The sequence below is a fragment of the Dyadobacter sp. LHD-138 genome (assembly GCF_030929615.1).
Taxonomy (GTDB): Bacteria; Bacteroidota; Bacteroidia; order Cytophagales; family Spirosomataceae; genus Dyadobacter.
The window spans coordinates 1-26,841 of sequence record NZ_JAVFVU010000019.1; the positions used below are offsets into that span (position 1 = coordinate 1).

Here is a 26,841-nt window from a genome sequence, read left to right on the forward strand (position 1 = left end):
CAGGGCTGAATCCTTGGGTTAGCCACCTTTGCGGCGGTTTACTATGCTCGGTGGGGGAGATTTGGGTTAATATGGTTGCCGGGTTTTCAGGGCTGAATCCTTGGGTTAGCACCTTTGCGGTGGTTTACTATGCTTGGGGGACTTTGGGTTAATATGATTGCCAGGTTTCCAGGGCTGAGTCCTTGGGTTGATTTCTTTGTGGAGGGTTAGCGTGTTCGAGGATTGAAACCTTGCGTTGACTCGGTTGGCGATCCCCAATTTTCTTCTTTATTGATTTGGCTCTGACGGGCGAATGGATTATAACCCAAGGCTTCAGCCTTGGGGGAGGCTCGCTCGAAACTTTCGGGCTTTAGCCATAGCCTTTACTTTCAAGATAATTGATAAAAAAACAGCCGGCAGATTCACTCCGTCGGCTGTTCCTGATATTATTTTTGATTGCTTACTTCACTGAAAACTTATACTCCGTAGAAGTTTTATAAGTTTCACCCGGTTTTAACTCCGTTGTCGGGAATTGAGGCTGGTTTGGGGCATCAGGATAATGTTCAGTTTCAAGACAAAGGCCAAAGCGTTTTGAATAAGTCGCGCCCTTCCCCGTTAATTTTCCATCCAGGAAGTTGCCGGTATAAAACTGCACAGCAGGTTCAGTAGTGTAAACTTCCATGAAACGGCCGCTTTCAGGATCTTTTACGGTTGCGAAAAGCAATAAACTTTTGTCAGCCGCGCGGTTGATAACCCAGCAATGATCATACCCGCCACCGTTTTTGATTTGCACATCGGTGTTGTCGTCAATTCTCTTTCCAACAAGTGTAGGCTCGTTGAAATCGAATGGCGTTCCTTTTACATTCAAAAGCTTTCCAGTCGGAATGAGCATCGCATTAACAGGCACCAGGCTGTCCGACTTTATTGAAACTTCATGGTTCAGAATATCACGTTTCAGCCCAGTAAGGTTGAAGTACGAATGATTTGTTAAATTAACAACAGTGTTTTTATCCGTTGTCGCTTCATAATCAATACGAAGTCCATTCTCATTTGAAAGCGTGTAGATAACCTTTACGTTCAGATTTCCCGGATAGCCTTCTTCCCCGTCTTTGCTCAAATAAGTCAGCTCCAGACCAACGATCGAATCGTTTTTAATCTCCGTTGCGTTCCAGAGTTTTTTATTAAAACCGCTAATACCGCCATGCAACGAATTTGGTCCGTTGTTGATCGGTAAATTATACGTTTTGCCATCCAAAGTAAACTTTCCATTTGCAATACGGTTTCCAAAACGGCCAACCAGCGCGCCAAAGAAGGGGTGTTCGCCCAGATAAGGAGCCAGGGAATCAAAGCCGAGCACTACATCTTCCCATTTTCCATCTTTGTCTTTTGCGGTTAATTCTGTGATAATTCCACCGTAGTTGGTGATCTTAACCGTCATTCCATTGGCGTTTGTCAGCGTGTAAAGGTCTGCCTTTTTGCCGTCCGGAAGATCTCCGAATACATCTTTCGAAATCGTACTGGTCATTGTTTTACTTTCGTTTTCGTTTTTGGTTTTTGAGCAACTCATCAGGCCTATCCCGATCAGTGCAGCGAGTATAAATGATCGTTTTTTCATAAAGGTATTTCCGGAAATATGATGGTTTAAGCTTTCTGTATGATTTCCTCAGTTCCGTCAGTGATCCTCACACGATAGCATGGCATATCGATCCCGAATTTTTCCTGATAAACTTTTTTCATTTTTTCTTCGAAACGATCGACAGCATCTTTTTTGACGAGATTAATCGTACAGCCACCAAAACCGCCCCCCATCATCCTGGCTCCGATCACAGAATCGTCGTCCAAAGTTTGTTCCACCAGAAAGTCAAGCTCTTCGCAGCTTACTTCATACTCGTGTTGAAGGCCCTGGTGTGTTTCGTACATTTTTTCGCCAAAACGGATAAGATCGCCTGCTGTCAGAAAATCACAGGCAACCTGCACACGTTCGATTTCTTCCGTCATAAATTTACAGCGACGGTAAACGACATTGCCCAGTTCACCCTTGTGTTCGTCAACTTGTGCAGGTGTTGCATCACGCAGACTTTTGATTTCCGGGTAATATTTTTGAAGAATGGAAACTCCCTTTTCACATTCCAGTCTGCGGGTATTGTATTCGGAACTTGCCAGAGAATGCTCCACCATCGTATTACAAAGGACGATCAGGTATTCATCCATCGGGAATGGGAAATATTCGTATTCCAGTGAACGGCAGTCCAAACGGATCACGGCTTCGTTTTTGCCAAACGCGGAAGCAAACTGATCCATAATCCCGCACTGAACGCCAACATATTCATTCTCGGCTTTCTGGGCCAGTTTTACAATGGAAAACCGGTCAAGTCCGAGACTGAAAACTTCGTTAAGCGCAAACAACAGGCAGCATTCCAGAGCGGCTGACGATGACATCCCGGCGCCCTGTGGTACATCACCACCAAAAGCAGCCTGAAATCCACCGATATTTAAGCCATTTTTATAAATCTGTTCGATAACACCCAGTTGAAAATGAGCCCATTTCTGATCAGGTTTGGAAATGTCTTCAACGGAAAAGGTGTACGTTTCATTTAAATCAACGGCGTATAAAACAACCTGATTATCGGCACGGGGAGCAATAGCAAAATAGACAGCCTTGTCTGCGCTGGCCGGCAATACGAACCCATTGTTATAATCCGTATGTTCGCCAATTAAATTAATGCGCCCCGGTGAGCGGAAAAGCCGGAAGTCCTGAGCATTGGTATCGCCACCGAAATGTTCAAGATATTTAGTCCGTATTCTGTCTGCGGTACTGGATTCTGTACTTATCATCTATATTTTAGTTGTAGATTATCCGTTAAGATTGATGTAAAGGATAATCGTTTCAATTCCTAATTAATATCCTTTGGCAAGATTTACTTCATTGATCGGACTGCCGCCGTTTTCGATCGTCATCATGTTGTTCAAAAACAGATCGACTTTTCCAACGTGTTCGTTGGCATGACCTCCGCCGGTATGCTGACTTAAAATGACATTTTCCATTTTCCATAACGGATTGTTGTTTGGAATAGGCTCCACCTCGGTTACATCCAGAACGGCTCCGTCCAGGTGCTGCGAATGAAGCGCCGCTATCAATGCCAGCTCATCGGTTGTACTGCCACGCCCGACACTTGCGTACACACTGCCTTTTTTCATAGTCTGGAAAAAGGTCTGGTCAACAAACTGATTGGCCGATCCGGGCAAGGTGTTGATTACCAGATCAATATTTGGCAAAATGTCAAATAACTCCTCTTTCGAATGAATATCCGCATCGGGAGAGGTTCGGGCCATCATATGCAACGTGCAGCCGAATCCCTGCAAAAAATTATGGACAGTCTTGCCAATTGTTCCCGCACCCAAAATCACAACTTGCTGTCCTGAAAGTAACCGCAGGTTTGCGCGTAACGGGGTGCCGATCCATTCCGTTTTTTCTTTTAATAATGTCAGCTTATCCAGTCCGCGATACAAAGCCAAAATCCCTCCAATAATCGATTCAGCGCAGGGACGGGCAAACCAGTCGCCCATATTGGCCACTTTCGTTTGTTCATTTAGCGGCACGGATGCATATTGGTCGAAACCTGCCGAATCGAGCTGCCAGAATTTCAGGTTGTTCTGCGGCTCTGAAAACCAGTCCAATGGAGGGTTTCCCAATAGGTAATCGGCCTTGTTAAAGAAACTCCTGGCCTCAGTTTTTGATGTCGTATCTGATTGAAAATGTAAAGTATATTTTGGAGAAAGTACTTCCGATAATCGGCTCCGAAGTACTTCATCAAGGTTAGCATGACAGTATATGAACATCGTTTCTATGTTTAAAGAGGGAGAATCTCCCGGTTTTACCTGTTTTTTTTCGAATTATCTTTTACAGAAATTTATAACCTCCTGACAATGATTTTATAAATCAACCCTTAAAGCTACGTTATCAAAGCCAACCGGCAAACTAACCGGTTAATCCTTTTCACGGTAAATCTTATAATTTAGCCAAGATTTTCTTTCCCCTTGATTTGTAAGCCGCTGTTTCGTAATCCATATTTTCTTCGATAATGAAACGCAGTTCGTTTTTTATTTCGGGGTAAATTTTTGAGAGCTTAAAAAGAACAGTGAGGGCAAATGCCTTAATTGCAATGGCTGTATCTCGTTTTTGAAGGAAAGTAAAACAGGCATCCATTACCTCGCCATGAAATTCTTCCGGTATGGTCAGATCTTCGAGTACGCGCAGGCTGTTTCTGATTACGGCATTATGGCCGTCCGTTTTCTTCAACTGGTCAACCAATACACCGATGTAGGGCTGAATGATTTCTGGTTTTTTCTGTGCAGCCCAGTTGACGCTCCACGCGGCCCTTTGTGCGAGACGGATATCTTTTGAAAGAAAACAGTTTATCAGTTCTTTGAAATTTTCATCAGAAGAAACCGCAAATTCAGTAATGGCCAGGGCGTGTTTTTTGAAGTGAATTTGTTGTTTTAAAAGTTCGTCCCGGATGTTCATCGTTATTCGGTTTATTAGTATCCAGAATTTTGGTGTGGGTTCTGTCACCCCTTCGGGGTTGAAAAGGGCGGAACAGAGATTATTCCATGTTCTATAATACTGTCATCCCTTCGGGATTTCGCTGGCTTTCTAATTTCAAAGGGATGACAGTATTATAGGAAACAGTAGGGGGCGCTCTCATTTCAACCCCGAAGGGGTGACACAACCAACTCGACCCAATGGCTAATCACCTAAACAAACTGGCAGAAATGGTTTTAGCCTGGCCCTTGACCAAGTTAACCTCCAATGTTTTCGCCCCTGATTTTAACGTTTGTTTTCCGGAATCTCCAGCGGTTAACGTAACGGAAACTAATTTCCCTGCTTTCCACTGCTGGTCCACGGTAACATTTCCGCGTGCCTTTAGCCCTTTCACTGCTCCGGTTGGCCATGTGTCCGGCAAAGCAGGTAATAACTCGATCACACCAGCCTGCGATTGCAAAAGCATTTCGGCAACGCCTGCCGTCGAGCCCATATTTCCATCCAATTGAAATGGCGGATGCGCGCAAAGAAGATTGGAATACGAGCCACCACCATTCATCATGTTTTCTGTTTTATCACCGACCGGACGCAGGATGCTTTTGAATAAAGAATAAGCACGGTTTCCATCCTGCAATCTTGCCCAGAAATTAACTTTCCATGCCAGCGACCAGCCCGTTCCTTCATCTCCTCTTGCGTTCAGCGTCACCTTGGCTGCTTTGGCAAACGCAGGTGTTTCTGTCAATGAAATCTGGTGGCCAGGGTGTAGCGCAAAAAGGTGGGAAACATGACGGTGTTTATTGGTAGAATCATCCACATCCTCGTTCCATTCCTGCAATTGTCCCCAGCGGCCAATTTGCGGAGGTTGGATCTGATCTTTTATTTTTTGTGCCTGCGAAGCAAATTCGGCGTCCGTTTTTAAAACTTTGCTCGCCAGAATGGTATTGGAAAGGACGTCCCATGCAATTTGGTGATCCATAGACGCACCGGTGGAAATCCCGCCATGTTCAGGGGAATAAGAGGGAGAAGAAACCAGGTATCCACTTTTTCCCTTTGTCAGATAATCAATCCAGAACAAAGAAGCTTCCTTCAAAATTGGATAAGCAGTGTTTTTTAAATAGACAACATCGTTTGTAAAGGCATAATGTTCCCATAAATGCTGACTTAACCAACCGGCGCCACCGGGAAAAAATCCCCAGGGGAAACTCCATCCGGGAGCAGTATAACCATAAGCATTCAGCATGGTATTGACCGTCCAGCCACGCGTGTTGAAAAATTCTTTTGCAGCCAGTTTTCCAGGCTCAACTATCGATTTGGTGAAATCAGACAAAGGAAGATAACACTCCGAAAGGTTGGTTGTTTCTGCCGGCCAGTACAACATTTGGATGTTGATGTTGGTGTGGTAATCGTTGGCCCAGGGTGGGTCAGTGCTGTCATTCCATTTTCCCTGCAAACTCATGGGCATTGTTCCCGGGCGCGTCGAAGAAATCATCAGATATCTTCCGTACTGAAAATACAATACTTCAAAACCGGGATCTGTATTTCCCTTGAAGTAAGCGATTTGTCTTTTGTCCGTTGGAACTGAATTCTCAGACGCTGTTCCAAGATTTAGTGAAACCCGATCGAATAGATTTTTATAATCCTTTTGTTGCTCAATTTGCAGTGAAATGTCATTTTTGCCCGCCACAGCAGCCATCACCTGCTGATTTATTTTTTTGTATAAATTTCCTTTATAGGTAGGGAATTGATAAGTGTAGTCGGTGGAGGCGGTGTGGATCAGCGAAACTTTCTTCGCGTTTTTGACCGTGACAATTCCGTTCTCATAATTTACTTTGCCATCGGTATCAATCCGGTAAGTCGTTTCAAATTCTTGTTTGTTGTCTTTCAGACTGCCACCGAAAACGTATTGGTTATTTTCAAATTTTTCATATTCCGTATGATGCGGCGTCTTGAAACGGATTGAATAAGTCTCGGCCGATGTTGATTTGAACGTGTAAACCATCACCCTTGAAGGATAATTTCCGAAGAAGGTTCTTTCAAATTTTTCAGTACCGGCTTCATAACTCACTTTTCCTGTTGCCGTGGCAATATCCAGTTCCCGGCGATAATTTTTAATTGCCCCCTTGTTCGAAACACTGACATAGAGATCACCCATGGTTTGTTGCGCACCAAAATCACTGGAAGGCGTGTTGCCTTTTTTCTCATGAATAATGCCAGTCATTTCTGCGCCGGCCAGCTTATCCGCCTCTTTTAATTTTCCCTCCGCAAGTAGCGCACGAACTTTTGGCAGCGTTTTATAAGCATCTTTCCGAAGTCCGAAATTGTATTCTTCGTTAGCGCCTTTCCCGCCTGCCCACAAACTTCCTTCCGAAAATTGCAGGCGCTCTTCGTTGGGATCTCCGAAAAACATAATGCCAAGATAACCATTGCCAATCGGCAAAGCCTGTGTCATCCAGTCGGTTGCCGGCTGATCATACCAAAGTTTTAAACCATTTTGATTATTTGTCTTCTGCGAATAAGCAATTTTCGAAGTCTGGAAAAATAGAATGACAATCAGAAAAAGCCTTGAAAAGTTAAATAACATAAAGAAGTATTTTAGGAATTTGTAGTACAAAGTAAATAAAAAGCCCCACGCAAAAGCGCAGGGCTATGATATTATTCAAAATTCCATCAGAGAAGCCTGAAATTATTTGATTTCACCAACCATTTCTTCTGGTTTAACCCACGCATCAAACTCTTCAGGCGTCAGATAACCCAGCGCAACGGCGGTTTCTTTTAAAGTTGAACCGTTTTTATGGGCCGTCTGGGCAATTTCTGCTGCTTTGTAGTAACCTATTTTAGTGTTCAAAGCGGTTACGAGCATCAATGAGTTGTTCACGTGTTTCTTAATGTTTTCGTGCAATGGCTCGATACCCACAGCACAATTATCATTGAAAGAAACGCAAACATCACCGATCAAACGGGCAGAATGAAGGAAGTTGTAAGCCATCAAAGGTTTGAAAACATTCAGTTCAAAATGTCCGTTCGAACCTCCGATGCTGATCGCCACGTCATTTCCCATCACCTGCGCGGCTACCATGGTCATCGCTTCACATTGTGTCGGATTTACTTTTCCAGGCATGATAGAGCTGCCGGGTTCATTGTCGGGAATATGAATTTCGCCAATTCCGGAGCGCGGGCCGGAAGACAACATGCGGATATCATTGCCAATTTTCATCAGACTCACCGCCACTGTTTTCAATGCGCCGTGTGCTTCAACGATCGCATCATGCGCGGCCAGTGCTTCAAATTTATTTTCAGCCGTGATAAAAGGCAAACCTGTTAGCGAAGCGATATGCTGTGCAACATTTTCCGAGTAACCGGTCGGCGTGTTGATTCCCGTCCCAACTGCAGTGCCACCCAAAGCAAGTTCTGAAAGGTGGGCAAGCGTATGAGAAATTGCGCGCAGACCATGATCCAGCTGCGATGCATAGCCTGAAAATTCCTGTCCAAGTGTTAAAGGCGTTGCATCCATGAAGTGGGTACGGCCAATTTTAACAACATGTTTGAAAGCCTCTGCTTTTGCTCTTAAAGTATCGCGTAATTTCGTGATGCCGGGAATGGTGACGTCAACCAATATCTTATAAGCCGCAATATGCATGGCAGTCGGATAGGTGTCATTGGAAGATTGCGACTTGTTTACATCGTCATTAGGATGTAAAACTTTGGTTTTGTCAGCCAGGTCACCGCCTTGCAAAACGTGTCCGCGGTAAGCGATTACTTCGTTACAGTTCATGTTCGACTGCGTACCCGAACCTGTCTGCCAAACCACCAACGGAAATTGATCTTCCAGTCCGCCAGCCAATATTTCATCGCAAACCTGTCCGATCAGATCGCTTTTTTCCTGTGCAAGAACACCGGCCTCAGCATTTGTGATCGCCGCCGCTTTTTTCAGGTAAGCAAAAGCGCTGATAATTTCCTTAGGCATTTTGTTGATATCCTGAGCAATCGGGAAATTCTTGATAGAGCGTTGCGTTTGAGCGCCCCAATATACATGAGCAGGAACCTGCACTTCGCCCATGGTATCTTTTTCTATGCGGTATTCCATTTTATGAGGTAATAATAATGTAAAATGAATGAATCAGATTTGAACGGTAAAGTTAGGGTTGGATGCCGATTTTTTAGTATTTTTTGGTGGATAAATGTTTATGAATTATAACCAATTGTTGTGAGTTGTAAAGAAGTAGTGTGAATACTTATGTTTTCGGCGGGTCTGGTTTGTAGACGGTATGCAGCACGAGGCGTTCCAATGGAACGCTTGGATGGTTAATCATTCCGTTCTTTTCTACCGACGAGATGTACCTATGGTACAATGGCTTTGAATAATTTATGTTTTAGCAGAGCCAGATTTCTTGAAGATAATTAGGAGCGTGCTTTTTATCTACCATCGGCAGATCTCGTTGGTAGCATTGGTGATGGTACCCGGCGTGGAGCGTTCTATCGGAACGCCTGGTGATTTCTCGAATCATGTTTTCTACCAGCGAGATGTACCTATGGTACAATGGCTTTGAATAATTTGTGTTTTAGCAGAGCCAGATTTCTTGAAGATAATTAGGAGCGTGCTTTTTATCTGCCATCGGCAGATCTCGTGGGTAGCATTGGTGACGGTACCCGGTGTGGAGCGTTCCATCGGAACGCCTGGTGATTTCTCGAATCGTGTTTTGTACCGACGAGATGTACCTATGGTACAATGGCTTTGAATAATTTGTGTTTTAGCAGAGCCAGATTTCTTGAAGATAATTAGGAGCGTGCTTTTTATCTGCCATCGGCAGATCTCGTTGGTAGCATTGGTGATGGTACCCGGCGGGGAGCGTTCCATCGGAACGCCTGGTGATTTCTCGAATCGTGTTTTCTCCCAGCGAGATGTACCTATGGTGCAAAAGCTGGATTTACATTTACGATTATTCTATCCAACCCAATTGGTCGGTTGGCCAAAAAACGGTTCAATAAATCTGGATTTATTTCGCGGTCGGTTTCAAAAATAACTTTCTTCGAACCATTTTACCCCACCAAAAAGATAATTTATCTACTACCTTTTTCTATAAGTAACCACTTCACTTAAATGCGGAACGTCGATTTTTCGGGCTTCTTTTTTCTATAACTTTGCCCTCGTTCTTTGTGAACGCCCGTCAATCGGGGTAATGGTTTTCGCTTTTGGTACCCTCAGCCATACAAGCAGAAATTAAAAAGGAACCGTGTGAAATTCACGGGCAGTCGTGCTACTGTAAGTGCCGTCCTGAGCTAATCAGGAACGTTTTTACCCTCGCGACCCATTGTCATAGTTTATGATGAGAAGGGCGGTGAAAATGGCACAAGCCAGGAGACTTGCCTTTACCCTCAATGGCCATTCCCTCACGAATGGGGTCTTGTCACGCATTGATTTTACAATTGTATTGTTGTCAGGTTATTATCTTCAAAATTCATTTTTCGAAGATATGTTCAGTCACTTTTGTACGTAACATTTTGATGAACCTGATACCAAAACGTACTGATTTAGCGGCCGCCGCAGCGGCAAGTAGATAGTTGAATAATTTCCGGTCAGGAGGTTAATAATGACCAGAGATTCCGAAAGCCAACGGCCACTTAGGCAAAAGAAACCGTGCGACGGACCGCTTTTAACCGCGCGGCGGCCGCTCTCAACTTTCAATTAAATCAGGACGGGTAGGGCATTCCAAAGAGTTTTTATTAACTCTTTAACACATGTATTATGTTGTCACACAATTTGGGTTATCCGCGTGTAGGAAGCCAAAGAGAACTGAAAAAAGCCAGCGAGCAATTCTGGGCTGGCAAAATCACCAAAGACGAATTGCAGAAAGTGGGGCGGGAAATCCGTCACCGCAACTGGCAGCTGCAAAAAGACGCAGGTATTGATCTGATCCCATCCAATGACTTCTCATTGTATGATCAGGTTTTGGATACGGCTCTTTTGGTGGGTGCCATTCCTGAACGTTATCAGCAATTAATCGACGGGAAATCAAACCGTGAACTGGATCTGTATTTCGCTATGGCACGCGGTGTGCAGCGTGACGGACTTGATATAAAGGCGATGGAGATGACCAAGTGGTTTGATACCAATTATCATTACATCGTACCTGAATTTGTTGAAAAACAGGAATTTAACCGTTATTCGGATAAAATAATCCTTGAATTTGAAGATGCAAAACAAAAAGGGATTTTTACCAAACCTGTTCTGGTTGGGCCGGTTACATTTTTGGTTTTAGGAAAAGAAAAAGAGGAAGGGTTCAACCGGATCAGTTTAATTGAAAAATTGCTTCCTGTATACATTGAAATTTTACAGGAACTTGCGGCGCGCGGTGCCGAATGGGTACAGCTTGATGAGCCCTGCCTGGTTTTGGATTTGGGCGACGAGGAACAAGAGACACTGCAATTTGCGTATCGTAAAATGCACCAAGCCGTTCCGGATTTAAAAATCTTGCTGGCAACTTATTTTGGCGCACTTGATGCCAATCTTTTACTCGCTGCCACCCTTCCCGTTGCTGCGCTGCATATCGATGTAACACGCGGCGCGGCAAGCTTACCGGGAATTCTGGAAAATCAGGCATTCGTTAACTCGTCCAAACTGCTTTCAGTTGGTGTTGTTGACGGAAGAAATATCTGGAAAAACGACTACCAGAAATCGCTTGATTTTATTCAAAAAGCAACGGCAGTTTTAGGAACAGACCGCGTTTTGGTCGCGCCTTCCTCTTCCCTGTTACACAGTCCGCACGACCTGGATCTTGAACACAATGAAGCGGTTCTGACGCCGGAAATTAAAAACTGGATGGCCTTTGCCAAACAGAAATTGGACGAAGTTTCTACACTGGCAAAACTTGTGGGAACGGATTATCAGGCTGCCGATGCATTTATTACCAATCAAAAAGCAATTGAAAGCCGCCGGACTTCTACCTTAATTCATAAAAGTGAAGTGAAGGAACGCGTCGCTGCAATTAAGGAAAATGATTTTGAACGTGTAAGTCCGTTTGCTTCCCGCCAAATCATTCAGCTTGAAAAACTTAAATTGCCGCTTTTCCCTTCCACAACCATCGGCTCTTTTCCGCAGACAGCCGATGTACGTCAGCTGCGCGCGCGATTGAAAAAAGGCAGCTTGTCTTTCGAAGAATATGAAAGCAGCATTGAGGAAGAAGTAATCAGCTCGATCCGTTGGCAGGAAGAGTTGGGTATTGACGTACTCGTACATGGTGAATTTGAACGGAATGACATGGTGGAGTATTTCGGAGAGAGACTTTCCGGATTTGTTTTCACGGAAAATGGCTGGGTTCAGAGTTATGGCAGCCGTTGTGTGAAGCCGCCGATTATTTTCGGAGACGTGGAACGCCCCGTCCCGATGACAATTCGCTGGTCGGCTTTTGCTCAGGCGAATTCAGGAAAACTGGTGAAAGGTATGTTAACCGGCCCTGTTACGATTTTACAATGGTCATTCGTGCGTGATGACCAGCCAAGAAAAGACACCACTTTCCAGATAGGACTTGCGATCCGTGATGAGGTAATTGATCTGGAAAAAGCAGGAATAAAAATAATCCAGATTGATGAACCCGCGATCCGTGAAGGATTGCCGTTACGCAAATCGGATTGGAGAACGTATCTGAAATGGGCTGTTGATGCATTCCGTCTCAGTGCCGCCGGCGTGGCCGATCAGACGCAGATCCATACGCATATGTGTTATTCGGAATTTAATGACATCATAGATTCGATTGCTGCCATGGATGCGGATGTAATCACGATTGAAACTTCCCGCTCGCAAATGGAATTACTGGATGCGTTTGCTGATTTCAATTACCCAAATGAAATCGGACCTGGTGTTTATGATATTCACTCCCCACGTGTACCCAGCGTCGAGGAAATTACGGTTTTGCTGGAAAAAGCATTAAAGGTAATTCCTGCCCGTAATCTTTGGGTGAACCCGGACTGCGGTTTAAAGACCAGGCAATGGTCTGAAACTGAAGCTGCCTTGCGAAATATGATTACTGCGGCTAACTTGCTGCGCGAATCGGTAACAATAGCGCAGTAATAAAACTATATCAATATAATATAGAATCTCCCGGTTATCATGGATGCCGGGAGATTTTTTTTCAACAGATCATGGATTTACAGGACAGAATTAAATTATCGGAAACCCGGGTTTTTAAAACAGTTTTTCCAAATAACACAAATCATTACGACACGCTTTTTGGTGGAACGGCTTTATCCATGATGGACGAAGTTGCATTTATCGCAGCCACACGTTTTACACGTTTACGTTGTGTAACCGTTTCCTCGGACCGCATTGACTTTACACATCCCATTCCTGCTGGTACGATTATTGAGCTAGTAGGTAAAGTTGTAGAAGTTGGAAATACAAGTATGAAAGTACAAGTAGAAATTTTTGTAGAGCAGATGTATGAACAGGGTAGAGAAAAAGCGGTATCCGGGCGTTTTACGTTTGTGGCTTTGGATGAACAAAACAAACCGACAAAAGTTTTGAGTAAGGAGCAGATTTAGTTTGTAAATTGTTTAATTTGGTTACAGTCAAATAGATACTGATATACCTTTTTGACATAAGGGGTGGGGGATTTACAAAAGGCAATTTCTGTAATCGGTAAAAATAGGATAAAATGATGTTATAGAATTAATACGACCGTTAAATAGTTGGTATTGCCGGTAGCTATATTATTTTGTGAGACTTGTTCCTATTTGTATATATTTATATGTATCATTGTGGTCCAAATTCACACTATAATTTAATTTTTTTAACCAGTTTTCGATGAAAATTCTCGGGATTTCGGCTTTCTACCACGACTCAGCGGCGGCACTTATTGATAATGCCGAAATAATTGCGGCCGCACAAGAGGAACGTTTTACAAGAAAAAAGCACGACCCGGGCTTCCCTTCCCACGCAATCAGTTTCTGTCTGGAGTACGGAGGTATCTCATTGAATGAGCTGGATGCTATTGTATTTTATGACAAGCCCCTTTTAAAATTTGAAAGGTTGCTGGAAACGTATTATGCCTTTGCCCCAAAAGGTATAAAATCCTTCTTAACGGCTATGCCCGTGTGGATTAAGGAAAAGATGTTTCTCAAACGCCTGATCAACGAAGAGCTTGTTAAACTCGGGTATGATAAAAAAAAACCGGTGAAAATGCTTTTCCCGGAGCACCATTTGTCTCACGCAGCGAGTGCCTATTATCCTTCGCCGTTTGAACGATCAGCCATTTTAACGATCGACGGAGTAGGTGAGTGGGCAACGGCTTCTATCTGCCTGGGAGAAGGAAAAGATATTACCAACCTTAAGGAATTGAGGTTTCCGCATTCTCTGGGACTGCTATATTCCGCGTTTACCTATTTTCTTGGTTTCAGAGTCAATTCAGGTGAATATAAATTAATGGGACTGGCTCCCTATGGCGATCCGACGTCACCGGATGTTGCGAAATATGAGAAGATTATTCTTGAGGAGTTAATTGAACTAAAGGAAGATGGGTCGGTTTGGCTTGATCAGGAATATTTTGATTATGCAACGGGCCTGAGGATGGTTAACGAGCATAAATGGGAAGCACTTTTTGGCTTTAAGACCCGCAGGCCCGAAGATACTCTTGAAGCAATTCATTGTAATTTAGGCCTGGCGATTCAGAACATTACCGAAGAGGCGGTAATCCGTATGGCCAAAGAAGCCAGGCGTTTGACGGGAGCAGATTACTTATGTATGGCAGGCGGTGTGGCGTTGAATTGTGTTTCAAACGGGAAGCTGCAAAAGGCCAATATCTTCAAGGAGATATTTATACAACCGGCCGCGGGTGACGCAGGCGGGGCGCTAGGAGCGGCTCAGGCTGCATACCACATTTTCTTTGGACAGGAACGTAAGATTACCTGGAAGGCTGATGCCATGCGTGGCTCTTATCTAGGCCCGACATTCTCAGACCTGGAAGTAGAACTGGCTGCGAAAAAATACAAAGCAGTTTCTACCCATTACGAAAACTTTAAAGAGCTCGCTGACGACGCTGCAAAATTACTTTCTGAGGGTAATGTGGTGGGTTGGGTTCAAGGGCGTATGGAATTCGGGCCTCGTGCTTTAGGTGGAAGGAGTATCCTGGGGGATCCTAGAAATGCAGAAATGCAGAAAAAACTGAATTTGAAAATTAAATACCGTGAGTCTTTTCGCCCTTTTGCCCCCTCGGTTCTTGCTGAGGATTGTGCGGATTATTTCGATTATGACGGGGCTTCGCCATACATGTTACTCGTTCACCCGGTAGCTGAAAACAGAAGGATTCCTGTTCCTGCCGATTACAATGCGATGGATTTGCGTGAGAAATTGTATTTCGAACGTTCTGATTTGCCTTCTGTTACACATATTGATTATTCAGCCAGGATTCAGACCGTTCACGAGGATACCAATCCGCGTTACTATGAATTAATCAATGCTTTTAAGAAACTGACTGGCTATGCCGTTGTCGTTAATACGAGTTTCAACGTGCGCGGAGAGCCTATTGTTTGTACGCCAAATGATGCATACCGTTGTTTTATGAGGACAGAAATGGATTACCTCGTAGTCGGAAATTACATTTTTGACAAGAAAAATCAACCGGAATGGATGGAAAAAGATAACTGGCAGGAAGAATTTGTTTTAGACTAAACCAACTGTTTGTCCAATCAATTAACCGCACACTTCATGGCATCTAAAATTCTAACCAGTCTGATCCGTATACTTTTTCTGGGCGTATTGTTCGTTTTTATTTTTTATCCGGATCGCTTTCACGTTACTTTTCAATACCCGGGCGCTCCGCAAAGCGACAACGTATATATCCGTTTGACAAAGACATTTTTCTGGCTTTTGATTGTGATTGAAATCCTGAGAATCTTTTATTACGGGCTTGTCAAAACCAAGGCCAGGGGCCTCATGGCTAATGTTGCAACAATCGCTGTTCCACTGATTATCACGCTGATTTTCCTGGAAAATATTTTCATGTATATTCCGCAAAGCCATGAAGGGGTTCTCTCAAAAGCTTCGCAGATATGGTGGGAAAAGTATTGGGCGCCGGTCAATAAACTGGGGTATCGTGATAAGGAAATAACCAGACAAACGGGTGCAAAGCAGGTTTTGGTTGTAGGCGATTCTTTCGCGGCCGGGCATGGTTTGGAAAATGTTTCCGATCGTTTCTCCGACAAACTTGAAGAGAAACTGGGGAAATCTCAATATACAGTATATAATCTTGGCGTTTCAGGCGCAGATACGCGTGATGAAGTCAAACGCCTGGAAACATTTCCTGTCAAACCCGATGTGATTGTGCTTCAGTATTTTCCGAACGATATTGAAAAAGCAGGGAGAGAAAAGGGACTTTCTGTTTCTGCCGCTGCGCCTTACGGGGATCTGAAAGGGCCGATGGCAACATTGGTGAAAAGGTTTTATTTACCAAACTTTATTTACTGGCAGCTTCCACATACCGCATTCAGCACGTTTGAGAAATTTGTACAGACAGCTTATACAGATACTACGGTTTTAAACGCTCACCTGCGTGACTTATCGAAAATGGTAGCGTATAAAGATAGCACAGGTGCAAAAATGTATGCTGTTTTTATTCCGTTCCTGTTTCAACTGGATAAAAGTGCATCCTATACAAAACCGGTTGAAGATTATCTCCGTGCACATGGCGTTACCGTGGTGACTTTAAACGAAGATATTGCCAAACTTCCTGATAAAGATCGTGTTGTAGGTAAAAATGATGGTCATGCAAGTGCCGTGCTTAATGGGTTGATTGCAGACCGACTTTTTGATAGTATCAAAAAAAATTGACAACTTTATACAAAACATAAGAGAGATGGATTTTTTAACAGACTTATTCGCCTTTATGAGGGAACGCAAGAAATGGTGGCTTGCTCCTGTCATTATTGTGTTGTTATTAATTGGTATATTGATCGTTATCGGCGGTGGTTCGGCAGTTGCACCGTTCATTTATACTTTGTTTTAAAAGAATTAAACCGTCAGGGTGTTTTCCGCTGATGGCTTAATCAATTGCTAACAGGCTTCATGTCTTGTCTGATATGTTAGTCCGGGTTTTTCATATCCTATATTTAAACAAATGAGTGAGTCAGAAAAAACCAAAGCACAGCTGGTGATCGTAACCGGTCTGGTGGTGTTGTATTTTGTTTTCAAATCCCGTTATCCGTATTTTTTGATTGGAGCTGCGGCGGTGGGCGTTATTAGCATCGCCATCCCGGTTGGAGGCAATCTTATTGTAAAAATCTGGTATAAAATAGCGGAAGTACTGGGTGCGATCAACGGCCGTATTTTGCTGTCGATTGTATTTTTTATCGTCCTGGTTCCCGTAGCGATTATGTCAAAAATTGGCAAGAAGAATCCATTGTCGCTTAAACGCGAAAACAAAAAAAGTGTATTTATTGACCGGAATCATAAATACACTTCGAAAGATCTTGAACAGGTCTGGTAGTAGTTTTTTCAAAAAAGGCTCATATGTTAGGCTCTCTTTTTTCTGGAAGCCCTGTCGTAAAGCAATTGGAGCATACCGTCTTTTAATCCCACGTCAGGTACGTGAATAACTTGTGCTCCTGCCCATTTCATGGCAGAAGTATAAATATCACCGGCTGGCACGATAACATCCGCACGGTCGGGGTTCAATTGTAATTTGTTGATTCTTTCGGCCAGGGTAAATTGTGCGATATAATTTCGCATACGCAGAATTTCGTCGAGGCTTGTTGAGCTTTCTGATAACTTGGATGAAAGATCGAACAATTTATTGATGTTTCCGCCAGTTCCAACGGCTTCAATCGGTTGTGAATGATCAACGTACCTCGTGATCCATTCCTGCATTTTCTGAAAAGCCGTTTTTGATTCTTTTCCTTCGAGTAAACGAACCGACCCGAGCTTAAAGGACTTGGCAATTATTTTTTTTCGGTCCTGATAAAGGTTCAGCTCCGTACTGCCGCCGCCTACATCAATGTGCAGATATTGTCCCTCGCTCAGCGATTTAACAACGACGTTATTAACAAGCTCAGCCTCGCGCTGGCCGTCAATAATCTGGATATGGATGCCTGTTCTTTGTTCGATATTGGCCCGGACTTCATAGCCATTTTCGGCTTCCCGCATGGCGGAAGTAGCACAGGCCATGTAATCTTCGACCTCGTGAAGTTCCATAAGCAACTGATAAGAAAGCATCAGTTTGATCATACGGTCTTCACTCAGCGGAGAAATTCTTCCCTCTGTAAAAACATCATGTCCGAGCCGGAGCGGGAAACGTACGTACTCAACTTTTTTAAGCCGTGTGATTCCTTCGTCATGCAAAACCGAAGATATTTGCATACGGGCACCATTGGATCCAATATCTATTGCCGCAAATTTCAAAAGAGAACTGTCATAAGGTTAATAAAAACCAAAAATAGATCTTTTCACGAACATCTTTTCATTAATCTGTTCATATTCGTAGTGACTGGTTTTTACATTTTCTTTCCGATCTGGTACAGAAACTTAATTTTAAAGCCTGGACCGCTGCGCGAAGTCAGTGGAGAAAGCGGTAAAAAATAGGTATAAAGATAACCTTCTGCCTGCAACACCACCGGATGCCAGCTTTTCTCTATGCCCGCCGAAAAATTCAACGAATTAACAAGGTTTAAATTCATTTTTTCCGTTATCTGTTCACTACGGGTAGCCCGCACGATGTATGGTTTTGGACCTGACTGAATATAAATATCTCTGTAACTGTCGAATGTGATATCCTGCTTTTGTTTCACTGTTAAGTTTGTTCCGGCACCCACAAAAAAAGTGAAGTTATTTTTAAGATCGTTTCTGTAAGCAACCGTCAGTGGAATTTGGACCACGGAAGGTTTGATATTGATATTTTCAATACCTTCGAAAGGCATCACCTGGGGATTGAAGTCGTCACGGAAATTCTTCCGTGTTTTTTCCCGGTAATTTTTTTCCGAGTGAAAGTCTTTCGCTTTTATTTTTAACCAGCTCAAACCTGCTGAAAAAGAGAAATGTTTCGACACAACCACCTCGGCAAGGACTGTTTTTGACTGATTTTTTCCTTCCCATTGCTGTGCAAAGCCAAAACGGTAAGGGACTTTCAGGTTCAGTTTCGGTATTGTTGTTTCTGCTTTTTTGGTTGAAGTGACGTTCTTTTGAGATTCAGGCTGTTTAATAGTCGGCGGATTGGCTGCCAGCAACACATTTTTTATCTGTTTTGGCGCAATACGATGTGCGAGCGCATACTGCATCCTGCGGGAAACCGTCTGGTAATTGTTCTGCTGAACTGGCGTCTGTGTGGCAATCTGATCAAATTTTTCATCCAGTGTTTTTGTGAAAACTACACGGCTATTAGCCGGGACATTGTTGAGATCACCATAAGTAGTACCTCTCCCTGAATGGATGTCGCCACCCGTTCCGCGGCTACCGGCTTTATTGGTGACGCCTGCGTTGTTGCCGGAATTTACCTCGACACCAGTTGAAGCAGCAATTTCATTACCTGTTTTGTTTTGTCTAATATTTTCAGGAATTGCTATAACTTCTTCTTTTACAATATTCTGACCTGTTTTTTCAGTCCGGGAAAGCAGGTTCCGTTTTTCATTCATTTCCGGTTTAACAAAATCGGTTGACGGTTGTCCTGCGTTTGTTCCTAAACCTGTTTCCTTATCCTCTGTATGCGCCAGCGATTCCGCGGCATCCCGGTTATCCTGTTGCGGTGCAAACCTTTCTTCTCTTTGATTTTCCTGCGTGTATTCGTTTGTGGTATGGTCAACGGTTTGTTGCTGAACGACATAGACTGTATCCGTTTTCTGAACAACCGCCGGGTTGTTTTTTATAAGCTCGATCTGGTTTTGGAGTTGTTTCACATCACTTTGCAGGTGATTGTTTTGGGAAAGCTGGTTCACATACATAAACGCCATGACGGTTGTCACGGTGGCGGCCGCCGCATAACCAAGCCATGAACTATACTGCTGCCAAAACGTCGGAGGCGTATGGGCATGCATGTAGTTCTGCATTTTCGTCCAGTCATCTTCATGAAAATCGGGCGTAATGCTTTCTAGCTTCCGGCGTATAGTTTTTTCAAATTTATCAGTTTTCATTGCTCTTGAATGACTTTATTCCCCAATCACTTGGAAAAAGATGGGGGTAATGCTGTTTTATCAAATGCTGCAGCCTGGCTCTGGCCCGCACATAATGCGAGCGCACCGTTGCCTCATTTATTTGCAATAGATTGGCTATCTCGCGGTGAGTGTAACCATCCACAACGTATAAAAGGAACACGTTTTTGTAGATGGGCTTAATCCCCTGTACTAGCTGTAAAATTTCTTCCGCTGTTATCTGGCTCACTACATCTTCATCAAAACGCGGACATGGTGCATCTTCAAGCGATATCATATCCTCGTGGTGTTTTTTGTGTTTACGGTAATAACTGATCGCCGTATTCACCATGATCGTACGAAGCCACGCCTTAAACGGATGCGCCAAATCGTATTTTCCCATGTTGTTAAACACTTTGAGGAAACCTTCATTCAATACTTCCTCGGCCTCTTCTGTCGTCGAGGTATAGCGCAGACAAATGCTTTTTGAGTATCCGAAAAATTGTTTGTACAGATACCTTTGAGCCTGGTTGTTACCAGCTATGCATGCAGAAACGACCGTTCCGAAATCGTTTTCATTAAAGGAAGATTTCTTACCAAATAGCAAAGTTTGGATGTCAAATTGTTAGGATATGAATCTGTACTAAGTGATACGCCCAGGTCTGTCAATTTGTTGCAAAAGAATTTCAGGTTCCCAAAAATCTTTTACGAAGTTAATGTTTTTGATCGTTTGATCAATTTTCAGGCCTGCGTATTTTAGCGTTATCTGTCTGATATTCAATATGGAATGATTCTTTTTTTTTACATGCTATCCCAATGCTGAAAAGGTTTCATCAGAAGGAATTTTGTCGGGATTCTGGGCAGTAAAAAAGTTTCAAATAAATTTATTGAGTTTGCAACAACCGTCCTTCATGAGGCGTAATGACCGTTAAAAGCAGCATAGCTTTCTCTGTTTCACACTCAAAACGAATCGGATTATGAAAAAGGTGGTTGTAATGCTCATCGCATCGGTGGGTTTGTGGTTTGCCTCCTGTCAAAAGGATAGCACTGATATGAGTCCAACGGCTGATACAGATGACGTGAGTTTGGAAACTGTTGCCACAACGGCGGCGCGTTTCTCGGTAGAGTCCGATTCGGTTACGACGCATACCTGCAAGGGAAAATTAACAGAAGTAGCAGTTGCTGATCTGGCAGCATCCATTACAACGTATATATCAACAACTTATCCGTCGTCACAAATAAAATTTGCGGCAAAAGATGAAGGCGGTAAAATTGTCGTTTCAATCCTGCTTGCGGATGGAACGCCAAAGGGATTGATATTTAACGCAGACGGTACTTTTAAAGAAGAACTAAAACGCCACGCGCAGAAAGCAAAACTGACAGAAGTGGCACTTGTCGACTTACCGGCAGCGGTAACGACCTATATCACAGCCCATTATGCAGGTGCCGAAGTGAAAAAAGCAGGCAGAAATGCAGATGGACAATACTTCGTAGGGATAGTACTTGACAATAAGGTCAAAGTACTCTTATTCAATGCTGACGGCAGTTTTAATAAAGAACTGGAAAAACCATTGAAAGGAAAAGGTCCGAAAAGGCATTAAAAGATTTTGTTAGGGGTGAGTTGGAATACGGGGCTGGATTTTTCGGCTCCGTATTTATTTTTTACCAATTCATGAGATTTTACAGTCGGCGATCAGCGATCAGCTATTGGCTCCGCCGATAACTAAAAATATCATTTTTCGAATTAGTCTGTTCGCCGAGCCACCCAGCCGACTGCCGACCGCCAACCGCTAGCTTATTTTGTCTTCGAATCCAACATTTCTATCTCCGACGTATTTTTTATTTCTCCCATCACAAACAGACTGTGCGAGCTGCCGATATTTTCGAGAGAGCCAAGTTTTTGCATGAGAAAATGCTGATACTGAGACATATCGTTTACCACTATTTTGAGCAGAAAATCATAATCACCGGAGATATTAAAACATTCCATGACTTCGGGCATGGCCAAAACAGCCTTCACGAACTTTTCTCCCATCGTCAGTGAGTGCTCTTTCAGGGCAATGTTGCAAAAAACCATCAGCTTCTTGCCGACTTTCTCCCGGTCTACGAGTGCCACATACTTCTTGATTATTCCTTCTTTTTCAAGTCGCCTGATCCGTTCATAAACGGGGGTGTACGACAGATTTAATTTTTCCGACAATTCACGTGTTTTCAGCGTAGCATCCTGTTGCAGGTAGTGTAGTATTTTGCAATCCGTCTCATCCAGATTATACATAGATAGATTATCTTTACAATTCGATTATAATGTTCGAATATAGATAAATAATTTACGTAAAGATCAAAAAACAGACTAAGCGTCTATTTTTTTTCAAATTATTGAATAAAACATCTGGTAATGTAAATTTGTATTGTCAACAAGTCTCAGAGGACGGTTGGTAAAATTGGTATTGAACATAAAAATGGCGGGATTATTTTTCGTAATACGATAAACATATAATGATAACAACGCAAAAGTTTGACATTCGGGAAATATTAAAAGAACGGATCCTTGTACTCGATGGTGCAATGGGTACGATGATACAACGCTATAAATTAGAAGATTACGATTACAGCGGTGAACGGTTTAAAGACTGGCCGCATGATGTAAAGGGTAATAACGATTTGCTTTCGCTGACACGGCCGGATGTGATCAAGGAAATTCACGCGGCCTATTTTGAAGCTGGCGCGGATATTGCTGAAACCAACACCTTCTCCGGAACCACCATCGCGATGGCGGATTATGGTATGGAAGAACTGGTTTACGAACTGAATTTCGAATCTGCCAGACTTGCACGCGAAGTGGCCGATGAATTTACAGAACGCGAGCCTGAGAAACCACGTTTCGTTGCAGGTTCAATCGGGCCGACAAACCGTACGGCGTCCTTGTCGCCTGACGTAAACAATCCGGGTTATCGCGCGATAACATTTGATCAGCTCGTTGAAGCTTATTACGAGCAGGTAAAAGGTTTGACGGACGGAGGATGTGACCTTCTTTTGGTTGAAACTGTTTTTGATACATTAAATGCAAAGGCGGCACTTTTCGCCATTGATAAATTTTTTACAGACGCTAAAAACGGATTGGTAGAAGTACTGCCAAGCTGGAAAACCGGTGCAGATGATTTCCTGCCGATCATGGTTTCAGGAACCATCACGGATGCTTCCGGCAGAACGCTTTCCGGCCAGACGACAGAGGCATTTTTGACTTCCATATCACATTTGCCGTTGCTATCGGTTGGTTTGAACTGTGCTTTGGGGGCAGATCTGATGCGTCCTTACGTGCAGATCCTTGCCAATAATTCTCCGTTTTATACTTCTGCCCACCCGAATGCGGGTTTGCCGAATGAAATGGGAGAATACGATGAATCCCCGGAACAGATGGGGGAAGTTATTGACGGGTTTTTGAGGGACAACCTGATCAATATCATCGGAGGCTGCTGCGGAACGACGCCGGGACACATTCGGGTGATCGCGGACCTTGCCGGAAGATACAAACCACGTGTCGTGCCGGAGTATGAAAAGATATTGAAGTTATCGGGTCTTGAACCGATGGATATTACCAAGCTGACCAACTTTGTAAATATTGGTGAGCGCTGTAACGTATCCGGTTCCAAGATGTTTGCACGATTGATCCGTACCGGTAAGTATGACGAAGCCTTGTCTATTGCCCGTGACCAGGTTGAAAATGGTGCGCAGGTCATTGATATCAACATGGATGAGGGGATGATTGACGGCGTAGAAGCGATGACGACGTTTGTCAACCTGATTGCCGCTGAACCGGATATTTCCCGCGTGCCGCTGATGATCGATTCCTCTAAATGGGAGGTGATTGAGGCCGGTTTGAAATGTGTGCAGGGTAAAGCCATTGTGAATTCTATTTCTCTGAAAGAGGGTGAAGAGAAATTTAAAGAATCGGCAAGAGCCGTGCTGCGTTATGGGGCTGCGGCGGTTGTCATGGCTTTTGATGAAACAGGACAGGCGGATAACCTGGAAAGAAGAAAGGAAATTTGCGGACGGGCTTACAGAATATTGGTAGAAGAAGTTGGGTTTCCGCCCCAGGATATCATTTTTGACCCAAACATCCTGACCGTTGCGACAGGGATGGAGGAACACAATAATTATGCAGTCGATTTTATTGAATCAATAAAATGGATCAAGGAAAATCTGCCGTATGCAAAGGTGTCTGGTGGGGTATCAAACGTATCGTTCAGTTTCCGGGGAAATGAGCTGGTTCGTGAAGCCATTCACACGGCGTTTTTATACCACGCGATCAAGGCGGGTATGGATATGGGTATCGTGAATGCCGGACAGATCGGAATTTATGATGAAATTCCAAAAGAAACACTGATACTGGTTGAAGACGTACTTTTGAACAGAAACGCAGAGGCTACCGAAAAACTGGTAACGTTTGCCGAAACGGTTAAAGACAAAGGAAAGGTTGCAAGCGGGCCGGATCTCACCTGGCGTACCTTTCCGGTGCGGGAAAGGATCAGCCATGCTTTGGTGAAAGGCAATGCGGACTATATCGAAGAAGATGTTGCAGAATGTCTTCCAATGTTTAACAGGCCTTTGGAAATTATTGAAGGTCCGTTGATGGACGGGATGAGCATCGTGGGAGACTTATTCGGAGAAGGGAAAATGTTCCTTCCGCAGGTTGTGAAATCTGCCCGGGTAATGAAAAAAGCGGTGGCATTTTTACAACCTTACATTGAGGCTGAAAAGCAGGAAGGTTCATCTTTTGCAGGTAAAATTTTGCTTGCCACCGTGAAAGGTGATGTGCATGATATTGGCAAGAATATTGTTGGCGTTGTATTAGGATGTAACAATTACGAGATTATCGATCTTGGTGTGATGGTGCCAACGGATAAAATCCTGGCAGCTGCGATTGAGCACAATGTCGATATTATCGGTTTGTCAGGCTTGATCACGCCATCGCTGGATGAAATGGTTGGTGTTGCCAAGGAAATGGAACGCAGACATTTTAAAATGCCGCTTTTGATTGGAGGGGCAACCACGTCACGTATCCACACGGCGGTTAAAATTGACCCTAACTATTCCGGTGCAGTTATTCACGTGCTGGATGCGTCCCGGTCGGTTCCTGTTGCCGGCAAGTTAATTCAGAGTGATGTGAGCCAGGCACAGGTTTTGTCGGACATCAAGGGTGAGTATGCGAAATTGCGTGAAGATCATGCGAAAAGGAGCGGAGATAAGGCGCATGTGCCTATCGACAAAGCCCGTGAAAATAAGGCAAAAATTGACTGGACGAATTTTAAAGCAAAAAAGCCGCAGTTCCTCGGAACAAGGGTATATGATGATTACGATTTAGCGGATATCGCAAAATACATCGACTGGACACCGTTTTTCCAAACCTGGCAGCTGCATGGGAAGTATCCGAAGATATTTGAAGATAAGGTTGTTGGACAGGAAGCAACACGTCTGTATGAAGATGCTGCTGTACTTTTGGGTGAAATTATTCGCGATAAGAGTTTGAAGGCAAAAGCTGTACTTGGTTTCTGGCCGGCCAATGCTATTGAAGACGACATTGTTTTACACCATTTCGAAGAAACGGCAGAAGGTAATGAAGGCCATGGTTCACAGCAGCATACCGAGTATAAGATCAGTCAGGTTACGGCCGAACAACTAAATGGCGGTGAGCTTGTTGCGGATACCATGACCGTGCTTCATCACCTGCGTCAGCAAAGTGAAAAGGCTAAAAATTTGCCAAATTATTGCCTTTCAGACTTTGTAGCGCCGTTGGAAAGCGGTCATATGGATTACATTGGTGGTTTTGCAGTGACGGCTGGTATTGGTATTGAGGCGCTGATTGAAAAATTTGAGGCCGACCACGACGATTATAACAGCATCATGGTAAAAGCTTTGGGCGACCGTTTGGTAGAAGCGTTGACAGAGCTCATGCACGAACGGGTGCGTAAGGAGATCTGGGGGCAGACACCTGAGGAAAACTTTACCAACGAAGAACTGATTAAAGAGGCATATAGTGGTATTCGTCCGGCACCGGGTTATCCTGCTTGTCCGGACCATACTGAAAAACGCATGCTTTTTGACTTGTTACAGGCTGAGCAACTCGGTATTTCACTGACCGAAAGTTACGCCATGTATCCGGCAAGCAGTGTCAGCGGGTGGTATTTCTCTCATCCCGACAGCCGGTATTTCCCGGTTGGGAAGATCTTTAAAGATCAGGTTGTGGATTATGCAAAAAGAAAAAATATGCCGCTCGAAGAAATCGAGAAATGGCTCGCACCGGTTTTGGGGTATTAATAAGTAAGGTTCAGTTTTATGGGGAGAGTTGGGAAACCAGCTCTCCTTTTTTATTGTGTAAGCCGTTATTTATAACGTATAGTAAAAATCAGGTATTTATACGCTATTTTTTTATAAAATTTTGTGAAATATTTGTAACCGGATACCGGTGTCAGGATACTGGCATGAAATTTGGGTTTAAATAGATTTAGCGGCGACCTTTAAAAGCACACAGCCATGAAAAGAAACTTCATCATATTCATTTTTTTAATTTTAATTGCTACGTCATTTAAATTAAGATCGAAAACGCAGACAAAGATCCTGAACCCGGATTCCCGGGTATTCATTGAACAGGTCACGGACTCGCCCGCTGATGATAAAGTGCGGGAAAGGAATTACGAGGAAGAGATCCGGAATCTGGAAAGCGTGGAACGAAATGCACTCCTGAAATCAGATACAACGACGCTGTTTCAGTTATGGTCAGAGGATTTGGTAATCAATACGACCGACAGCAAGGTTCTTACACTATCCGAATTAAAAGATACTTTCAGAAAAGGTGCTGTCAATCAGGCTCCTTTCAGCCGTGTTATTGAAAAAATAGCGATTTCTGAGAATGTTGCCGTTGTGATGGGGCATGAAACAGAAGATGGTGTGCGTAAATCTGGCTCTAATCCGAGCGGACGTTATACAGATGTCTGGATGAAAGATGGCAAGACCTGGAAACTGACTGCGCGCCAGTCGACTAACCTTCTTGCGGGGAAATAACGGATTTATATTCTTTTCAAAACTTAAACCTGAACGGTAGACGTATAATAGCGATTAGATATTTGGCGAAAAAATTATTATTTAATTATGATCTAAATCTTGTCAGTATTTTATTTCGTAATGCCTGTAACTTCCAATAGATTTGTTTGTTATTTTGC

At 43.6% G+C, this 26,841-nt stretch carries 19 protein-coding genes and 1 riboswitch; of the genes, 9 read left to right on the plus strand and 10 right to left on the minus strand.

What is annotated here, in order from left to right:
• Positions 1-439 precede the first annotated feature (439 nt).
• The 6 genes from RB622_RS15250 to fumC form a co-directional block, all read right to left on the minus strand.
• The gene (locus RB622_RS15250) at positions 440-1,594 is read right to left on the minus strand and encodes an aldose epimerase family protein (RefSeq protein WP_308047433.1); all 1,155 of its coding nucleotides are present in this window, start codon (positions 1,592-1,594) and stop codon (positions 440-442) included.
• A 26-nt stretch (positions 1,595-1,620) separates the two neighbouring features.
• Positions 1,621-2,814, minus strand: a complete 1,194-nt coding sequence (locus tag RB622_RS15255; RefSeq protein ID WP_308047434.1) for a galactokinase — start codon at positions 2,812-2,814, stop codon at positions 1,621-1,623.
• 63 nt (positions 2,815-2,877) lie between these two features.
• The gene (locus RB622_RS15260) at positions 2,878-3,819 is read right to left on the minus strand and encodes an NAD(P)-dependent oxidoreductase (protein WP_308047435.1); all 942 of its coding nucleotides are present in this window, start codon (positions 3,817-3,819) and stop codon (positions 2,878-2,880) included.
• A gap of 169 nt (positions 3,820-3,988) precedes the next feature.
• Entirely contained in the window at positions 3,989-4,504 is a 516-nt protein-coding gene (locus RB622_RS15265; RefSeq protein WP_308047436.1) for a hypothetical protein, read from the minus strand.
• 226 nt (positions 4,505-4,730) lie between these two features.
• A complete protein-coding gene (locus RB622_RS15270; protein WP_308047437.1) occupies positions 4,731-7,103 on the minus strand; it encodes a glycoside hydrolase family 95 protein in 2,373 nt (790 codons plus the stop codon).
• A gap of 102 nt (positions 7,104-7,205) precedes the next feature.
• A complete protein-coding gene (gene fumC / locus RB622_RS15275) occupies positions 7,206-8,606 on the minus strand; it encodes a class II fumarate hydratase (RefSeq protein ID WP_308047438.1) in 1,401 nt (466 codons plus the stop codon).
• Positions 8,607-9,696: 1,090 nt separating this feature from the next.
• Positions 9,697-9,906: riboswitch (cobalamin riboswitch) on the plus strand.
• 359 nt (positions 9,907-10,265) lie between these two features.
• Here fumC and metE point away from each other — a divergent pair.
• The 6 genes from metE (at position 10,266) to RB622_RS15305 (ending at position 16,995) form a co-directional block, all read left to right on the plus strand.
• Complete coding sequence (metE, locus tag RB622_RS15280; protein WP_308047439.1) at positions 10,266-12,587, plus strand: 5-methyltetrahydropteroyltriglutamate--homocysteine S-methyltransferase; 2,322 nt, start codon at positions 10,266-10,268, stop codon at positions 12,585-12,587.
• Positions 12,588-12,658: 71 nt separating this feature from the next.
• Complete coding sequence (locus RB622_RS15285) at positions 12,659-13,057, plus strand: acyl-CoA thioesterase (protein ID WP_308047440.1); 399 nt, start codon at positions 12,659-12,661, stop codon at positions 13,055-13,057.
• A gap of 262 nt (positions 13,058-13,319) precedes the next feature.
• A complete protein-coding gene (locus RB622_RS15290; protein WP_308047441.1) occupies positions 13,320-15,182 on the plus strand; it encodes a carbamoyltransferase in 1,863 nt (620 codons plus the stop codon).
• Between the two features lie 36 nt (positions 15,183-15,218).
• Positions 15,219-16,340 (plus strand): SGNH/GDSL hydrolase family protein, encoded by a 1,122-nt coding sequence (locus RB622_RS15295; protein WP_308047442.1) that lies wholly within the window; start codon positions 15,219-15,221, stop codon positions 16,338-16,340.
• 25 nt (positions 16,341-16,365) lie between these two features.
• Positions 16,366-16,515, plus strand: coding sequence for a DUF5989 family protein (locus RB622_RS15300; protein WP_308047443.1), 150 nt, complete (start codon positions 16,366-16,368; stop codon positions 16,513-16,515).
• A 111-nt stretch (positions 16,516-16,626) separates the two neighbouring features.
• A complete protein-coding gene (locus tag RB622_RS15305; protein ID WP_308047444.1) occupies positions 16,627-16,995 on the plus strand; it encodes a hypothetical protein in 369 nt (122 codons plus the stop codon).
• 26 nt (positions 16,996-17,021) lie between these two features.
• On the opposite strand, the gene RB622_RS15310 is transcribed toward RB622_RS15305, so the two are convergent.
• The 3 genes from RB622_RS15310 to RB622_RS15320 all read right to left on the minus strand — a co-directional run bounded on the left by RB622_RS15310 (position 17,022) and on the right by RB622_RS15320 (position 20,231).
• Positions 17,022-17,906 carry a phosphatase gene (locus tag RB622_RS15310; RefSeq protein WP_308047445.1) on the minus strand — a complete coding sequence of 295 codons (885 nt, stop codon included), beginning with the start codon at positions 17,904-17,906 and terminating at the stop codon, positions 17,022-17,024.
• Between the two features lie 92 nt (positions 17,907-17,998).
• Positions 17,999-19,627, minus strand: coding sequence for a hypothetical protein (locus RB622_RS15315; protein ID WP_308047446.1), 1,629 nt, complete (start codon positions 19,625-19,627; stop codon positions 17,999-18,001).
• The gene (locus RB622_RS15320; protein WP_308047447.1) at positions 19,617-20,231 is read right to left on the minus strand and encodes a sigma-70 family RNA polymerase sigma factor; all 615 of its coding nucleotides are present in this window, start codon (positions 20,229-20,231) and stop codon (positions 19,617-19,619) included. Before RB622_RS15320 ends, RB622_RS15315 begins: the two co-directional genes overlap by 11 nt.
• Positions 20,232-20,601: 370 nt before the next feature.
• Here RB622_RS15320 and RB622_RS15325 point away from each other — a divergent pair, with 370 nt between their 5' ends.
• On the plus strand, positions 20,602-21,225 hold the full coding sequence (locus tag RB622_RS15325; protein WP_308047448.1) for a hypothetical protein: 624 nt from the start codon (positions 20,602-20,604) through the stop codon (positions 21,223-21,225).
• Between the two features lie 194 nt (positions 21,226-21,419).
• On the opposite strand, the gene RB622_RS15330 is transcribed toward RB622_RS15325, so the two are convergent.
• Positions 21,420-21,899 carry an Lrp/AsnC family transcriptional regulator gene (locus RB622_RS15330; RefSeq protein WP_254411737.1) on the minus strand — a complete coding sequence of 160 codons (480 nt, stop codon included), beginning with the start codon at positions 21,897-21,899 and terminating at the stop codon, positions 21,420-21,422.
• Between the two features lie 221 nt (positions 21,900-22,120).
• On the opposite strand from RB622_RS15330, the gene metH reads away from it, so the two are divergent.
• Together metH and RB622_RS15340 are read left to right on the plus strand one after the other, a co-directional pair.
• Positions 22,121-25,939 (plus strand): methionine synthase, encoded by a 3,819-nt coding sequence (metH, locus tag RB622_RS15335; protein ID WP_308047449.1) that lies wholly within the window; start codon positions 22,121-22,123, stop codon positions 25,937-25,939.
• A 216-nt stretch (positions 25,940-26,155) separates the two neighbouring features.
• Complete coding sequence (locus RB622_RS15340) at positions 26,156-26,683, plus strand: nuclear transport factor 2 family protein (protein WP_308047450.1); 528 nt, start codon at positions 26,156-26,158, stop codon at positions 26,681-26,683.
• Positions 26,684-26,841: the final 158 nt, after the last annotated feature.

What these genes read in the sequence shown, in the direction of transcription:
- metH (WP_308047449.1), top strand. Translation starts at nt 22,121, where the DNA reads ATGATAACAACGCAAAAGTTTGACATTCGGGAAATATTAAAAGAACGG.
- metE (WP_308047439.1), top strand. Translation starts at nt 10,266, where the DNA reads ATGTTGTCACACAATTTGGGTTATCCGCGTGTAGGAAGCCAAAGAGAA.
- RB622_RS15315 (WP_308047446.1), bottom strand. Translation starts at nt 19,627, where the DNA reads ATGAAAACTGATAAATTTGAAAAAACTATACGCCGGAAGCTAGAAAGC.
- RB622_RS15300 (WP_308047443.1), top strand. Translation starts at nt 16,366, where the DNA reads ATGGATTTTTTAACAGACTTATTCGCCTTTATGAGGGAACGCAAGAAA.
- RB622_RS15285 (WP_308047440.1), top strand. Translation starts at nt 12,659, where the DNA reads ATGGATTTACAGGACAGAATTAAATTATCGGAAACCCGGGTTTTTAAA.
- RB622_RS15255 (WP_308047434.1), bottom strand. Translation starts at nt 2,814, where the DNA reads ATGATAAGTACAGAATCCAGTACCGCAGACAGAATACGGACTAAATAT.
- RB622_RS15295 (WP_308047442.1), top strand. Translation starts at nt 15,219, where the DNA reads ATGGCATCTAAAATTCTAACCAGTCTGATCCGTATACTTTTTCTGGGC.
- RB622_RS15340 (WP_308047450.1), top strand. Translation starts at nt 26,156, where the DNA reads ATGAAAAGAAACTTCATCATATTCATTTTTTTAATTTTAATTGCTACG.
- RB622_RS15250 (WP_308047433.1), bottom strand. Translation starts at nt 1,594, where the DNA reads ATGAAAAAACGATCATTTATACTCGCTGCACTGATCGGGATAGGCCTG.
- fumC (WP_308047438.1), bottom strand. Translation starts at nt 8,606, where the DNA reads ATGGAATACCGCATAGAAAAAGATACCATGGGCGAAGTGCAGGTTCCT.
- RB622_RS15260 (WP_308047435.1), bottom strand. Translation starts at nt 3,819, where the DNA reads ATGTTCATATACTGTCATGCTAACCTTGATGAAGTACTTCGGAGCCGA.
- RB622_RS15305 (WP_308047444.1), top strand. Translation starts at nt 16,627, where the DNA reads ATGAGTGAGTCAGAAAAAACCAAAGCACAGCTGGTGATCGTAACCGGT.
- RB622_RS15330 (WP_254411737.1), bottom strand. Translation starts at nt 21,899, where the DNA reads ATGTATAATCTGGATGAGACGGATTGCAAAATACTACACTACCTGCAA.
- RB622_RS15265 (WP_308047436.1), bottom strand. Translation starts at nt 4,504, where the DNA reads ATGAACATCCGGGACGAACTTTTAAAACAACAAATTCACTTCAAAAAA.
- RB622_RS15290 (WP_308047441.1), top strand. Translation starts at nt 13,320, where the DNA reads ATGAAAATTCTCGGGATTTCGGCTTTCTACCACGACTCAGCGGCGGCA.
- RB622_RS15325 (WP_308047448.1), top strand. Translation starts at nt 20,602, where the DNA reads ATGAAAAAGGTGGTTGTAATGCTCATCGCATCGGTGGGTTTGTGGTTT.
- RB622_RS15270 (WP_308047437.1), bottom strand. Translation starts at nt 7,103, where the DNA reads ATGTTATTTAACTTTTCAAGGCTTTTTCTGATTGTCATTCTATTTTTC.